Source organism: Paenibacillus sp. FSL L8-0644 (assembly GCF_038008165.1).
GTDB classification, from domain to species: Bacteria; Bacillota; Bacilli; order Paenibacillales; family Paenibacillaceae; genus Paenibacillus; species Paenibacillus polymyxa_D.
The window spans coordinates 2,699,784-2,717,151 of sequence record NZ_JBBOYN010000001.1 but is presented as its reverse complement, the minus strand read 5'-3'; the positions used below and the strand labels follow the sequence as shown (position 1 = coordinate 2,717,151).

1 protein-coding gene is annotated in these 17,368 nt (G+C 40.4%); it reads right to left on the bottom strand.

Going from position 1 to position 17,368, the window contains the following annotated elements; all coding sequences use genetic code 11:
- Window positions 1–15: 15 nt before the first annotated feature.
- Window positions 16–17,334, bottom strand: coding sequence for a non-ribosomal peptide synthase/polyketide synthase (locus tag NSS94_RS12150; protein ID WP_341039367.1), 17,319 nt, complete (start codon window positions 17,332–17,334; stop codon window positions 16–18).
- Between the last annotated feature and the right edge of the window lie 34 nt (window positions 17,335–17,368).

Sequence of the window (17,368 nt, the reverse complement as noted above, 5' to 3'; positions counted from 1 at the left end):
AAATACAAACTCTTTTTATTCGAAGTTATTCAATACGTCTTCAAACTCATCCATATTCAGATCGTCTACTGTAAAATCACTGAGTGTAGCTTCTGAATAGTCCATTTCTGCACAATGGGTTATTATGTTTACTAAATGCTTTTTAAAACTCACCGCTACCCCTTCAATAGTACTCTTCTCATACTCGCCCTGGTTGTAGCTAAAGTTTAATTCCAGCTTCCCGCCTTCTACAGTTCCGCCGTTAATATCAATACAATACTCACTTTTATAGTTTGGTCCTGTAGACTCTCCGGCAGGAATATCAGACACTCCAAATAAATTGTCTACATTATCCTGGTTGAATTGACCGAGGTAATTGAAGCTTATTTCAGGGTTTAGATTAAAATTTAAATCGGCTTTGTTTTCCGGCAAGGTAAGATATTTTAGTATGCCGTAACCTATCCCTTTGTTAGGTATCTGCCTGATGTTTTCTTTTACCGATTTGATCATGCGGGAAATATCGAGTTGTCCGCTGACATCTAACACCACGGGATACTGGGTGGTGAACCATCCCACGGTCCTGCTTATGTCAATGTCTTTAATGATTTCCTCCCTGCCGTGCCCCTCCAGACTGATCAGAACCTTATCATTTCCGGTCCATTCCCTCACTGCTAATCCCAAGGCGGTAAGCAATATGTCGTTTACTTCTGTGTTATAAGCATGGTTTACCCGCTTTAGCATCTTCTCAGTCTCTTCAATACTCAGCTCGATCTTGACGCTATTGTTATTCATATACCTTCTTTCTTCAATCTCTCGGTCTTTTGGAAGCGGTATTGTTTCAGTTTTTTCCAAATTGGTCCAGTAATTTATTTCTTTTAATAGTTCAGGGCTATTGGCATACTCATCAAGCCTCTGTGCCCAATCTTTGAAAGAGTCGGTCTTGTTGCTGAATTTTATTTCATCATTGTTTAGCGCCTGTCTGTATCCTATGTCCAAATCTTCCAGTATGATTCTCCACGATACCCCATCAACTACAAGGTGGTGAATAGCTATTAGCAGGTGGTCCCCTTCTTTAGTCTTAAACAGACCAACCTTAACTAAAGGACCGTTATACAAGTCCATGCTCCTCTGAATCCTCGACGCTTCCAGCTCTATTTTTTCCCGGTAATTATAGCTGTCCCTAAGGTCTACAATTTCCAATGAAAAATGTTCACCTTCAAGGTTTTTGTTGTATTGGAGTATATTTTGATCCTCTATTTTTACCACTGTTCTAAAAATATCGTGGTGCTCTACAAGCTTTGACAATACTTTTCGAATAATAGCTTCTTCAAATCCGTTACGCCCATATATCATTATTTCCTGATTAAAATGATGGATATCCTTGCTGTCTTGTTTATACAACCATCTTTGTATAGGTGTTATCGGTACTATGCCTTCTACCGGGCCTTGATGAATTCTTCGGCTTGTAGATTGTATATATTCGACGAGTTCCTCAATTACAGGATGTTTGAATAAGTCCCGCATTTCGAGCTTTAGCCCATGGACGTTAAGACGCGACATTACCTGTATGGCTTTTATTGAGTCTCCTCCAAGGCTGAAGAAATTATCTTTTACCCCGATGTTTTCAGTTTTTAGTACGTCTTCCCATACTTTGGCCAGTATTTCTTCTCTTTCGTTTCTAGGAACTACATGCTCTACTCCGGTATTAATATTCCCCTGTGGTTCAGGCAATGCTTTCCGATCAATTTTACCGTTGGCATTAAATGGCAGCTGTTCCAGCTGCATGAAATATGCTGGTACCATGTAGTCAGGTAGTTCGTTTAAGAGATGCTCCCTTAGCTCGGAAATGGTCAATTCATTTTCCCCTACAATATATGCACACAGGTACTTCTTCCCTTGCTGCTCTTCCTTTGCAATAACCACTGCTTCCTTAATAGCAGTGTGCTTCACCAGATGTGCTTCAATTTCTCCAAGCTCTATTCTAAAGCCTCTTATCTTTACCTGGTGGTCGATCCTGCCCATGAATTCGATGTTCCCATCAGGAAGCCGCCTTACTAAGTCCCCTGTGCGGTACACTTTTTCGCCGGGAATAAACGGGTTAGGTACAAATTTTTCTGCTGTCAGTTCAGGTCTATTCAAATAGCCCCTTGCAAGACCGCTTCCACCTATCACAAGTTCACCGGCCACTCCTACAGGAGTTAATTGGTTGTGCTTGTCCAGTATATAAAGGTATACATTCTGTAAAGCTTTCCCTATAGGTACTGTTATAAGTTCTTCTGCTATTTTCTTTGTTATACTGTAACCCGCTGCATATATCGTGGACTCTGTAGGCCCATAGATATTTTCCAGAGATGTGTTCTCTGAGACATCGAAAAGCTCATGGACAAGCTTTTTGGGCAGCGCTTCTCCAGCAGCAAAAATATACCTGAGAGTTGATGGCAGTTTTATACCATTATCTTTTAAAGTTTGTACCATTATATTCAGCATTGATGGTACAAAGTTTACATGGGTTATCTTATGCTTGTTTATTACCTCTACTAACTCCATAGCTTCCTTTTCCACACCTTGGCGTGATATTACAAGCTTTCCTCCGTTGAGGAACCAGCCAAATATCTCAGCTACGGATACGTCAAAGGTATAAGTTGTTTTAAATAGAAAAGCGTCTTCCGCTTTAAGCGGATACATGGCCTGGAGGGCTGTAATTATGTTTACAACGCTAGTATGCTCAATCATTCCACCTTTGGGCTTCCCTGTCGAACCTGATGTATAAATGACGTACGCAAGGTCCGAGGGTTTGTTTACATTTTCAAGCTTTGAGTTCTCTTCATTTAAATATTCTTCCTCCAGATATATAATATCCGCATCAATCTGCTTATTTTCCATAAAGGTCCTGGAGGTCAAAAGGATCTGGGAACCACTATCGTCCAACAAATACTTTATCCTTGTATCAGGATAATTAGGATCTATCGGCAGATACGCCCCTCCAGCTTTCAATATGGCAAATATCCCCACAATCATCTCAAATGAACGTTCGGCCATAATTCCTACAATACGGTCAGGCTTTACCCCTTTGTTCCTCAATACTCTGGCCAAATGATTTGCCTTTCCGTTCAATTCCCTGTAAGTCAAGTGCTTGTCTTCATATACCACAGCTATGTTGTCAGGTGTCCTTTCCACCTGCTCAGCAAACAGCTCATGTATGGTTTTGTCCTGCGGATAGTCTTTCTTAGTATCATTAAAGTCTATCAGCAACTGCTTTCTTTCTTCATGACTTAATATAATAAGCTTGTCAACTGACCCTTTGGGGTTATGGATAAACATATTTAAAATATTAATAAAATAGTCTATACACTCTTCTGCCTGTTTTCTTTCCAATACTTTGTCCGAGTAGATCAAGCTTATATTAAGATCATCGAATGTATTACTTACTGTAAAGTCAAGACTTGTATTGGTTGCTTCATATTCATCAACTGAAATTCTATCTTTAACATCACCGATTTCTTTGTTTATTATCTCGTTATATATATGAAAATCCACATAATTGAATATGGTATCAAATAAAGGATTTTCCTCTTTGTTTTCTTTTCCGCCCAGGATATTTATGATCTCAAATAAAGGCAGTCTTCCATAAAGCTTTAAGTTTATTAATTTCTTTTCTGCAACTTTTATCAATTCCTCCCATATATCGATTTTATCAAAACACATTTTGACGGGAACCGTATTTAAGAAGCACCCCAGCATCTTATCTCCATCTTCGCATACAGGTCTGTTATTTTCTACCAAACCTACGACAAAGTCATCCTCGTATGAAAGCATATTGAGCATATAAGTGTATGCAGCAAAGCAAAGTGTCTTTAAGCTTACATCATATCTTCTGGCAGTACTTCTTAAATCACCTAAAAATTCCTGACTTAAATGGCGTGTTACATGGTCTACTTTATAAGATTTTTTTGTTTTTCCATGAATATTTGCAGGCATATTCAACCTTTTATATTCACTTAATTCCTCTCTCCAATAATTAATTACTTCCTGGTTGTCCTTAATTGTCATTTGGTCTGCTATATAATCTTTATAGCTGCATTTAAGCCGTGTTGGTATATAATCTTTTTCTTGCTTAAGCTTAGAGTATAGGTTTGAAACTTCCGTAATCAATGAAGCAACACTCCAGCCATCCAGGATAGCATGGTGGAATATCAGAACCAGACAAATATGGTTTGCGTCAAGTTTGAATATTCTTATCCTCCAAAGGGGCTTTGATATATCAAACGGATTCGCTCTGTCATTTTCCAAATATTTGTTTATATACTCAACCTGCCCTGTCCTGCTAAAATTCATGATATCTATCTGCTCAATATCAAGACTACTGCCCTTGTAAACAATTTGCACAGGAGTTTCAAAATCTTCTAAATTAAAAACCGTCCTTAAAATATCATGTTTTGACGTCATTAGAAGCATCGCTTCTTTAAATGCTGGGAAATCAAAGTCTTTGTCATTCAGATGAAATGCAAATTGGTCATGATAAACTGCATTTTCATAGTCTTTTTTGGAATGATAAATCATACCCAGCTCTATGTGACTCATCGGATATATATCTTCCATGTCCGAAGGTAACTTTTCTGAGAGAGTTTCATTCATCAATATTCGCTGTTTAAATAACTCCAGTTCTTCCCTTGCTTTACCCATCTTACTGTTAAAAGCTTCCGTATCTTTTACTTTTAAGAATGCAGACAATCTCTCAATATCAGGATTCATGTATATATCCCTGACTTGGATGTTTATATCCAACTTTTTGCATATTGTGCTGACTAATGATATTGCACGTATAGAATCTCCGCCTATTTTAAAGAAGTTGTCCCTTATTCCTACCTGTTTTGCTCCAAGCACTTCCTGCCATATTTCAACCAGTTTCTCTTCCACTTCATTCCGCGGCGCTACATATTCTGTTCCCGTACTCATACTTCCGTCAGGCTCGGGCAATGCTTTCCTGTCTATTTTTCCATTAGGGGTCAATGGCAGCTTTTCCATCTGCATAAAGTAAGAAGGGATCATGTAGTCCGGGAGCTCTTTTGACAAGTGTTCCCTCATCCCCTGTACGGTTATTTCTTGATCCGGTACGACGTACGCACAAAGATACTTATTTCCGTCAGCTCCTTCTTTGTCCAATACCACTGCTTCTTTTATTGTTTCATGCTTTAATAACCGGTTCTCTATTTCACCCAGTTCTATCCTGTAGCCTCTTATCTTTACCTGATGGTCGATCCTGCCCAGGTATTCTAGGTTGCCGTCAGGCAGCCACCTTGCCAGGTCACCTGTCCTGTACATCCTTTCACCCGGTGCGAATGGGTTTGCTGCGAATTTTTCTTCTGTAAGTTCCGGTCTGTTCAAGTACCCTCTTGCCAGTCCATCCCCTGCTATACATAGTTCTCCCGCTACTCCTATCGGCTGCAGGCCCTTTTCCTTACTCACAACATATAACTTAATGTTATCTATGGGCTTTCCTATTGGTACAAGCTCCAATTCTTCTTCCGTGGAGCAGCCAAAGTAGGATACATCTACTGTTGCTTCTGTTGGTCCGTACAGGTTATGCAGGCTTGTTCCTTTTTCTTTGTACAGCAGCTTGTTGAACTTTTCTACTTGCTTCAGGTTCAGTGCTTCTCCACTGGCAAATACCTGCTTTAAGCTTGCTATTTCCTCTATTATCCCCTTTTCCTCTACATACTCTAAAAATACACTCAACATGGATGGTACAAAGTGCATTGTGGTAACTTTATTTTTTTCGATTGCCTTCACGATTTCTTCCGGATTTTTTTCTCCTCCCGGTATCAGCAGGCAGACTTTGGCCCCAGTAAAGCTCCACCACAATAATTCCCATACCGATACGTCAAAGGTATAGGGAGTTTTCTGCAGGATCACATCACCTTCAGCTATCGGGTATTGCTTCTGCATCCAGTTGATCCGGTTGATTACGGAGTAGTTCTCTATCATTACCCCTTTGGGTTTGCCGGTAGAACCGGATGTATATATTACATAAGCCAAGTTTTCAGGTTTACTAATTAACTTTGGATTTGATACATCCCCAGTAAATAGTTCCTGATTTTCTATGCTAATAAATTCAGCATTTCTGTAACTACCTTTAGCATTTATAAATTTATCCTGTATCAGAATAATTTGGCTGCCACTGTCATCAAGCATAAACTGGATCCTGTCTTCAGGGTATTCAGGAGCTATGGGTAAATAAGCCCCCCCAGCTTTTAGGACAGCCATGATCCCTATGATCATTTCCGGGGAACGTTCTACCATAATTCCCACTACACTATCAGGTTTTATTCCCTTTTCTCTTAATTTTCTGGCCAGTTGGTTTGCCTTTTCGTTTAGCTCCCTATAAGTCAGCTGTTTATCTTCAAACACTACAGCAATATTATTGGGTGTCCGTTCCACCTGTTCCTCAAAAATCTGATGGATGGTCTTTTCCCGAGGGTATCCTGCTTTTGTATTATTAAATTCATATAATATTTGATGTTTTTCGTCTTGTGACAGCATATCAATTTCTAATAGCCTTTTTTCAGGAAAGGCTGCTGCCTCTTCCAATACATTAAGGTAATGGGCAATAAGCCTTATAACTGACTCTTTCTTAAACAACCTGGTAGCATACTCCAATTCAAATGCAATACCGTCCTCTGTTTCCTCAGCGTTTAAAGTCAAGTCAAACTTGGATATTCTTACTTCACTGTCATAGGGCATAAACCTTAGCCCATCCATCTTCACTTCTGATGCCTCGATATTTTGCAGTACAAACATAGTATCGAAAAGTGGATTTCTACCCAGATCCCTTTCCAGGTTAAGCTTATCTACCAGTTCTTCAAATTGGTAATCTTGGTTTTCGTAAGCCCTTAAGGAGTTTTCTCTTACTTCATTAAGGAAGTCCACAAAAGTCTTTCCACCTTGAGGGTGATTCCTCATGGCTAGCGTGTTTACAAACATACCAATAACGTCCTGAAGATCAGTATGCGGCCTTCCTGCAACGGGACTTCCAACTATAATATCTTCCTGTCCGGTGTACTTGGATAAAAGGACATTGTATGAAGCTAAAAGTACCATGTAGAGCGTGGCACCATTATTCACTGCAAGTTTGTTCAGTTTAACAGCAAGCTCCTTGCCTGCTTTGAAACTGATCACATCTCCCTCAAAACTCTGTATAGCTGGCCTAGGGTAGTCTAGCGGCATATTAAGCAAAGGAATTTCTCCTTTGAATACTTGGAGCCAGTATTCTTCCTGCTTACTAATTGTCCCATCAGCAAACAGCCTGTTCTGCCATACGGAAAAATCCTTGTACTGAATCTTAAGTTCCGGAAGTTCCTTACCTTCATACAGGCTCATAAATTCTCTTACCAGTATGTCGTCAGACACCCCGTCAGATATAATATGGTGCTTATCAAACATCATAATATATCTGTCTTCTCCAACTTTTATAAGCCCAACCCTAAGTAAAGGAGCCTCATCAAGGTCAAAGGTCCTAATAAATTCACTGGCTATTTTCGCAGCTCTTTCCTCATCGGTTTCCATATACATAACACTAAAATCCACATTGCTATGGACCTTTTGTACCGGTTTACCATCTATCATATGGAATGAGGTACGGAAAGACTCATGTCTGTCAACAAGCTCCCTAAAAGCCTGTTCAAAGCGCAGTTTATCGAGTTTGCCTTCAATTAGCATAATACCAGGCATGTTGTATGCCATCCCAACTGCGTCAAGCTGGTTTAGAATATACAGCCTTTTCTGGGCGGATGAAATTGGATAGTACTCCATCTCCCCAGCCGGCCCAATAGAATGAAATACACTCTCCTTTGCAATCTTGATGCACTCGGCAACTTCAGACATATTTGGGCTCTTAAATATTTCTTTAAGCGGTATGTTTACATTGAACTCTTTGTGAATCCTGGCAATAAGATTTGCTGCCCTTAAGGAATGTCCCCCCAGCTCAAAGAAATTGTCGTTTCTTCCCACTTTCTCTATACTAAGGATATCCTGCCACAACCCCGCAAGTTTCTCCTCCACTTCACCCAAGGGTGCGACATACTCTATTCCAGCATCGATATTGCCGTCAGGTTCGGGCAATGCCTTCCTATCTATTTTGCCATTGGGAGTCAGCGGCAGCTTTTTTAACTGCATAAAATAGGATGGTATCATATAGTCTGGAAGGTCCTTTAAGAGATGTCCCCTTAGTTCTGCTATTGTTAATTCATTTTCCCCTGCCACATAGGCACACAGATACTTGTTTCCCTTCTGATCTTCCCTTGCAATAACCACTGCTTCCTTTATTGAAACGTGCTTTAGCAGTTGTGCTTCTATTTCCCCCAGCTCTATTCTAAATCCCCTTATCTTTACCTGATGATCTACTCTTCCTAAAAATTCCATATTCCCATCAGACAGCCATCTGGCCAGATCCCCTGTACGATACATCCTTTCCCCTGGTATAAACGGGTTAGGTACAAATTTTTCAGCTGTCAGTTCGGACCGGTTTAGATATCCCCTTGCAAGCCCTTCTCCCCCTATGCACAACTCACCCAAAACCCCTGTAGGCTGAGGTCTCAAGTGTTTGTCAACAACGTAGTATTTTATATTTTGCATTGGCTTTCCGATAGGTACACTCCCGGATTCCAAATAGCTTCCCTGTCTCTTTTCGTAATAACTGGAATCTATGGTGGACTCAGTAACCCCATAGCTATTAACAACCCGCAGTTTCTCTCCATACCAGGATTGTAATCTTTCATAATCTTCCACAGAGAGAGTATCTGATCCAAGTATAAGCAACTTGAGGCTATCAATAATCAAAGCATTATCATGGATATAATCCATAAGAGGAATAATCAGTGCCGGTGTGGATTCAAAGATGGTTATTTTATGGGTTTTAATAAGTGAATATAATCGTGCAGGATCGTATCTCTCCTCGGATGAACAAATAACCATTTGGCCTCCGTTGAGCAGCGTTCTCGAAACATCTCCCACAAATACATCAAAAGAAAAACTTGCGATTTGCAACAGCTTTACATCCATATCCGCAAGCCTATATTCCTTTTTCCATGCGTAAGATATGTTGACAAGACTTCTATGCTCTATCATGATCCCCTTTGGCTTTCCTGTGGTTCCTGATGTATAAATGACATATGCTAAATTACAAGATTTATTAATGACAGGAAGATTTTCTGTTCTCCCGTTGTAATTCACACAGTCATCAAAGCTTATAATATCAAGATCAAATTTAATTTTTTCTTTATGATGTTCTTGCGTAAGAATAATTCCAGCCAAGCTGTCATCGATCATATATCTGATTCGTTCTTCAGGATATTCGGTGTCTATGGGTAAATACGCGCCTCCTGCTTTAAATACAGCAATTACACCTATTATCATTTCTATGGACCGGTCTACCATTATAGCTACTACACTGTCAGGTTTTAATCCCTTGTCCCTTAAGATCCAAGCCAGTTGATTGGCCTTTTCATTAAGTTCTCCGTAAGTCAAGTATTTATCTTCAAATACTACTGCTATGTTATCAGGCGTCTTTTCCACTTGTTCTTCAAATAGCTCTTGTATGGTCTTATCCTTAGGATATTCTACTTTTGTATCATTGAAGCCATAGATTATTTGCTGTTTTTCCTCCTGGGACAACATATTTATTTCCGACAACCTTTTAAACGGATTTGCGGTTATCTCTTCCAACACGTTAAGGTAATGAGCCGCCAACCTTTTTATAGTCTCTTTTTTGAAAAGCCGAGTACAATATTCAAAGCTAAAAGCCATACCATCTTCACGCTCTATTGCATCAATGGATAGGTCAAATTTTGATATTCTATACTCTAGCCCGTTATTAAAAGGTCTGAAGCTTATACCAGGTACTGCAAATTCTACCTTAGAGGCATTTTGCATGGTAAACATAGTATCAAACAGTGGGTTTCTGCTCATGTCCCTCTTCAAGTTAAGCTTCTCAACCAGTTCTTCAAATTGGTAATCCTGATTGTCATAAGCCCTTAGAGCGTTTTCTCTTACTTCATTCAAGAATTCTACAAAGGTACTATCTCCCTTGGGGTAATTTCTCATAGCCAAGGTATTTACAAACATACCAAGGATATCCTGCAGGTCTGAATGTGGCCTTCCGGCTATAGGGCTTCCAACGATTATGTCTTCCTGTCCGGTGTGCTTAGACAGCAATATGTTGTATGCCGCGAGCAGTGTCATGTAAAGCGTAGCCCCATTATCCCTTGCAAGCTTGTTTAATTTATTCGTAAGCTCACTGCCTGCTTCAAAGCTAAAAAAATCCCCTTCAAAGCTTTGTATTACAGGCCTTGGATAGTCTAGCGGCATATTCAGTACAGGTATTTCTCCCTGGAATGCTTGGAGCCAGTATTCCTCCTGGCTGCTAATTCCGCCCTCATCAAACAGTTTATTCTGCCATACAGCGTAGTCCTTGTACTGTATCCGAAGTGCTGGAGGGTTGTTTCCTTCATAAAGATCCATAAACTCACGAATCAGTATGTCCATGGAGACACCATCGGATATAATGTGATGCATATCAAACATCATAAGATGCCTGTCTTCTCCCGTTTTTACAAGCTCTACCCTTAGCAGAGGAGCCTTGCCAAGATCAAAAGGTCTGGCAAATTCCCCAGCATACTCTGCGGCTTTTTCTTCGTTAGTTTCAAAGTACATCACGCTGAATTCCACATGGTCATGAACCTTCTGGACCGGGTTACCATCGATCATGTGGAACGATGTTCTAAGAGTCTCATGCCTTTTTACCAACTGCCTGAAGACTTCCTGGAAACGCGCTGTATCAATGCTTCCTTCCAGCAGCATAATACCAGGCATGTTGTATGCTGTCCCTGCCCCTTCAAGCTGGTTTAGTATATACAGCCTTCTTTGTGCAGATGACATAGGGTAGTATTCCATTTCTCCTGCCGGTTGGATTGACTGATATAGGCTCTCCTTTGAGTCTTTAATATATCTGGCAATTTCTAAGATGGTTGGTGTCTTGAATATTTCCTTAAGAGGTATGTCTATATTGAACTCTTTGTGAATTCTTGCTACAAGGCTTGTTGCCTTTAACGAGTGTCCCCCAAGCATAAAAAAGTTATCATTTCTTCCTACCTTCTCTATTCCAAGGATATCCCGCCACAACAGCGCAAGTTTCTCCTCTATTTCTCCCGAAGGTACTACGTATTCTACGCCGGTATTAACATTGCTATCGAGCACAGGCAATGCTTTCCTGTCTATTTTTCCATTAGGGGTCAATGGCAGCTTTTCCATCCGCACAAAGTAGGAAGGGATCATGTAGTCCGGGAGCTCTTTTGACAAGTGTTCCCTCATCCCCTGTACGGTTATTTCTTGATCCGGTACGACGTATCCACAAAGATACTTATTTCCGTCAGCTCCTTCTTTGTCCAATACCACCGCTTCTTTTATTGCTTCATGCTTTAATAACCGGTTCTCTATTTCACCCAGTTCTATCCTGTAGCCTCTTATCTTTACCTGATGGTCGATCCTGCCCAGATATTCTAGGTTGCCGTCAGGCAGCCACCTTGCCAGGTCACCTGTCCTGTACATCCTTTCACCCGGTGCGAATGGGTTTGCTGCGAATTTTTCTTCTGTAAGTTCCGGTCTGTTCAAGTACCCTCTTGCCAGTCCATCCCCTGCTATGCATAGTTCTCCCGCTACTCCTATCGGCTGCAGGCCCTTTTCCTTACTGACAACATACAACTTAATGTTATCTATGGGCTTTCCTATAGGTACAAGCTCCAATTCTTCTTCCGTAGAGCAGCCAAAGTAGGATACATCTACTGTTGCTTCTGTTGGTCCGTACAGGTTATGCAGGCTTGTTCCTTTTTCTTTGTACAGCAGCTTGTTGAACTTTTCTACTTGCTTCAGGTTCAGTGCTTCTCCACTGGCAAATACCTGCTTTAAGCTTGCTATTTCCTCTATTATCCCCTTTTCCTCTACATACTCTAAAAATACACTCAACATGGATGGTACAAAGTGCATTGTGGTAACTTTATTTTTTTCGATTGCCTTCACGATTTCTTCCGGATTTTTTTCTCCTCCCGGTATCAGCAGGCAGACTTTGGCCCCAGTAAAGCTCCACCACAATAATTCCCATACCGATACGTCAAAGGTATAGGGAGTTTTCTGCAGGATCACATCACCTTCAGCTATCGGGTATTGCTTCTGCATCCAGTTGATCCGGTTGATTACGGAGTAGTTCTCTATCATTACCCCTTTGGGTTTGCCGGTAGAACCGGATGTATATATTACATAAGCCAAGTTTTCAGGTTTACTAATTAACTTTGGATTTGATACATCCCCAGTAAATAGTTCCTGATTTTCTATGCTAATAAATTCAGCATTTCTGTAACTACCTTTAGCATTTATAAATTTATCCTGTATCAGAATAATTTGGCTGCCACTGTCATCAAGCATAAACTGGATCCTGTCTTCAGGGTATTCAGGAGCTATGGGTAAATAAGCCCCCCCAGCTTTTAGGACAGCCATGATCCCTATGATCATTTCCGGGGAACGTTCTACCATAATTCCCACTACACTATCAGGTTTTATTCCCTTTTCTCTTAATTTTCTGGCCAGTTGGTTTGCCTTTTCGTTTACTTCCTTATAAGTCAGCTGTTTATCTTCAAACACTACAGCAATATTATTGGGTGTCTTTTCTACCTGCTCTTCAAACAGTTGATGTATAGTCTTATCCTTAGGATACCGGACCTTTGTATCGTTAAAGTCATATAGTATTTTCTGCTTTTCTTCCTGTGAAAGCATATCAATTTCTGACAACCTTTTTCCAGGATAAACCGTTATCTCTTCCAGAACATTAAGGTAATGGGCTGCAAACCTTTCTACAGTCTCTTTCTTGAACAGCCTTGTGGCATATTCCAAATCAAATGCAATACCTTCCTGGGTTTCCCGAGCATTTAATGTCAAGTCAAATTTGGATATTCTAAATTCATTTGTATAGGGTATAAACTTAAGCCTATCTATCTTCAATTCTGATGAGCCGGTATTTTGCAATACAAACATAGTATCAAAAAGAGGATTCCTGCTCATATCCCTCTTTACATTAAGCTTTTCCACCAGTTCTTCAAACTGGTAGTCCTGATTTTCATAAGCCCTTATAGAGTTTTCCCTTACTTCCTTTAGAAACTCAGCAAAGGTCTTTTCTCCCTGGGGATAGTTCCTCATGGCTAAAGTATTTACAAACATACCTATTATGTCTTGTAAATCTGTATGAGGTCTTCCAGCTATAGGGCTTCCCACTATAATATCTTCCTGCCCCGTATACTTAGACAGCAGTATGTTGTATGAAGCAAGCAATGTCATGTAAAGAGTAGCCCCATTATCCCTTGCAAGCTTAATAAGTTTTCCCGTAAGCTCACTGCCTGCTTCAAAACGGATAAAACCTCCGTCAAAGCTTTGAACCGCAGGCCTTTGGTAATCTACTGGCATATTCAGCACAGGAATTTCTCCATTAAATTCCTGGAGCCAGTATTCCTCCTGCTTCTTTATTTTGTCCCCAGCAAATAGTTCCTTCTGCCAAACAGAATAGTCCTTGTACTGTATACGGAGGGAAGAAGGGTTATTTCCTCCATACATATCCATGAACTCATGTACCAGTATATCCATGGACGTACCGTCAGATATGATATGGTGCATGTCAAACATCATGACATGCTTGTCTTTTCCCGTTTTCACAAGGCCTACTCTTAGCAGCGGAGCAATTCCAAGATCAAACGGCTTTATAAATTCTTTTACGATTTCCCCCACTTTTTCTTCGTCAGATTCTAGATACACTACACTAAAACCCACAGGATCATTGATCTTCTGGACGGGTTCACCCTCTATGAAATGGAAAGATGTTCGAAGGGTCTCATGCCTATTTATAAGCTGTTGGAAGGTCTTCTGAAAAAGCTCCAGATCAATACTGCCTTCAACCAGCAAGCTGCCTGGCATATTGTATGCTGTCCCTGCTCCTTCAAACTGATTTAATATATACAGCCTTCTTTGGGCTGATGACATAGGGTAGTATTCCATCTCTTTAGCAGTTTGGATGGATTGATATATACTCTCCTTTGCTTCCTTCATATACCTTGCTATTTCCGCTATAATTGGAGCCTTAAATATTTCCTTAAGAGGCATGTCTATATTGAACTCTTTGTGAATTCTCGCTACAAGGCTTGTAGCCTTTAAAGAGTGTCCACCTAACATAAAGAAGTTGTCATTTCTTCCTATCTTCTTAATTCCAAGGATGTCTTGCCAAATCAGTGCAAGCTTCTCTTCAAATTCGCCTATAGGCGCTTCATACTCTATTCCCGTATTTATATTACCTTCGGGTTCAGGCAATGCCTTCCTGTCTATCTTGCCATTAGCTGTCAATGGCATTTTTTCAAGCTGCACAAAGTATGATGGTACCATGTATTCGGGCAGTTCTTTTAAGAGATGCTCCCTTAGTTCTGATATTGTCAGCTCATTTTCTCCCGCTATATATGCACACAGGTATTTACTGCCCTGATGGTCTTCCTTTGCAATCACCAAAGATTCCTCAATTGAAGGATGCTTTAGCAGTTGTGCTTCTATTTCACCAAGCTCTATCCTAAAGCCTCTTATCTTTACCTGGTGGTCTATTCTACCCAGGTATTCCATTTCTCCATCAGATAATAACCGGACCAGGTCTCCAGATCTATATAACCTCTCTTCCGGCTTGTACGGATTTTGAACGAACTTTTCCTTTGTAAGCTCCGGTCTTCCAAGATATCCTCTGCAAACTCCGTCTCCTCCTACACAAAGCTCTCCGGCTACTCCAATGGGAACAACTTTCATGTTCTTATCCATTACATATGTTGTAAGGGTTGGTATAGGCCTTCCTATGCTGCTCACATTAGATCTAATTTCTTCCTCTTCTATCTCTTTATATGTGACATGCACTGTTGTCTCGGTTATTCCATACATATTGATGAGTCTAGTCTGCGGGTACTTCTTTCTCCATTCCTTCAACAATGCAGGCTTTAATGCTTCCCCTCCGAATATGACATATCTTATCTTAAGTTCTTTTTCTTCATATGATACTTCTTCATTGGCTATATTATAGAAGGCTGAAGGTGTCTGATTTAATACGGTCACCTTCTCATTCCTTAGAAGTCTCAGATACTCTACATTGCTGCGTGCTGTCATTTTAGGAACTACCACCAATCTGCCCCCATATAACAACGCCCCGTACATCTCCCATACGGAAAAATCGAAACTCATAGAATGAAACATAGTCCATACATCATTTTCGTTAAAATCAAACTGCATTTTACTGTTAAATAACAGCCTTACTATGTTTCTATGCTCTATCATTGCCCCTTTGGGTTTACCTGTAGAGCCTGAGGTATATATTAAGTAAGCTAGATCGGAAGGTTTATTTACCTCCGATAAGTTATATTGTTCATCTGAATATTCCTGCTCATCTTCTAAATTTATTACTGTACCTATTGATGTATATTTGTCTATAAAATGTGATTGGGTCAACAGGATCACTGCCCGGCTGTCTTCCAGCATATGTCTTATTCTTTCCTCAGGATAATCTGGATCTATGGGAAGATATGCCCCTCCTGCTTTTAATACCCCTAGGATTGCTACTATCATCTCAAGTGAGCGTTCTGCCAGAATACCTACGATACTGTCCGGTTTGACTCCTTTAGCCCTTAATACATGGGCCAACCCATTTGATTTTTTATTGAGTTCACTATATGTAAGCTTTTTACCCTCAAATACCACAGCTACATGATCAGGGTTCTTCTCTGCCTGCTCTTCAAAAAGCTGATGGATAGTCTTGTTTTTAGGATACTGTGCCTCTGTAGCGTTAAAGGTATATAGGATTTGCTGTTTTTCTTCCTGTAACAGTACATCAATTTCCCACAACCTTTTTTCAGGGCATGCCGTTATCTCTTCAAGAACGGAAATGTAATGGGTACCAAACCTTTTTATTGTCTCCTTCTTAAACAGCCTGGTACAATATTCAAGGTTAAATGTTATACCTTCTGGACCCTCTACCACTTCAAGCATAAGGTCAAATTTTGCCTTTCTGCCTTCCAGCCAGTTGTTGTATTGTTTGAAGTTTATACCCGATGCTGCAAATTCTGTCTTGTTTGAAGTGCGCAGTGCAAACATAGTGTCAAAAAGAGGATTCCTGCTCATGTCCCTCATGAGATTAAGTTTTTCTACAAGTTCTTCAAACTGGTAGTTCTGATTTTCAAAAGCCAAAAACGCATTTTCCCTTACTTCCTGCAAGAATTGGACGAAGGTCTTTTCTCCCTCAGGATAGTTCCTTATGGCCAAGGTATTTATAAACATACCAATGATACCCTGCAGGTCAGCATGGGGCCTTCCGGCTACAGGACTTCCAACTATGATGTCTTCCTGTCCAGTGTATCTGGACAGGAGTACGTTATATGCAGCCATCAGTACCATGTATAAGGTAGCTCCATTATCTGTTGCAAGCTTATTTAGTTTGACTGAAAGTTCAGGGTTTATTTCAAAGCTTACAGCATCTCCTTCAAAACTTTGTACCGCCGGTCTTGGATAGTCAGTAGGCATATCCAGTACCGGTATATCACCCTTAAATGTCTGGAGCCAGTATTCTTCCTGCTTCTTTATTGAGTCTCCGGCAAACATCTCCTTCTGCCATACAGAAAAATCCTTGTACTGTATCCGTAGTGGCAAAAGGGTCTTCCCTTGGTACAAATCCAAAAACTCACTCATAAGTATATTGACTGATATACCATCTGATACTATGTGGTGCATGTCAAACATCATAACACGCCTGTCTTCGTTCGTTTTTACAAGTCCTAATCTCAGTAATGGAACTTGGCTAAGATCAAAGGGCGTTATGAATTCTTTGACTATTTCTGCTGCTTTTTCTTCATCCAGTTCCAGGTACGTAATACTGAAATCCACGTAATCATGAACCTTTTGTACTGGTTCACCCTCAACCATATGAAATGATGTGCGCAGAGCCTCATGTCTTTTTACTAGCTCCTTGAATGCCTGTTCGAAGCGTACTGCATCAATGTTTCCTTCCAGCAGTACGACGCCTGGCATGTTATATGCAGTACCTGCTCCTTCAAGCTCGTTTAGTATATACAGCCTTTTCTGGGCAGATGACATAGGGTAAAATTCCTGCTCTCTGGCAGAAGGTATTCCAGAAAAGGCATTTGGCGTATATTTTGAAACATCTTTTCCTTTTTCTTTTAGCATCGTCTCAAATAGCTTTCTTTTTTCTGGAGAAAGAGATTCTATTCTTTTCATCAAATTATCCATAACTTCGTCCCTCTTCTCTATTTCATCTCTTTTA

Coding starts and splice junctions, on each gene's coding strand:
- NSS94_RS12150 (WP_341039367.1), bottom strand. CDS start 17,334: ATGGATAATTTGATGAAAAGAATAGAATCTCTTTCTCCAGAAAAAAGA.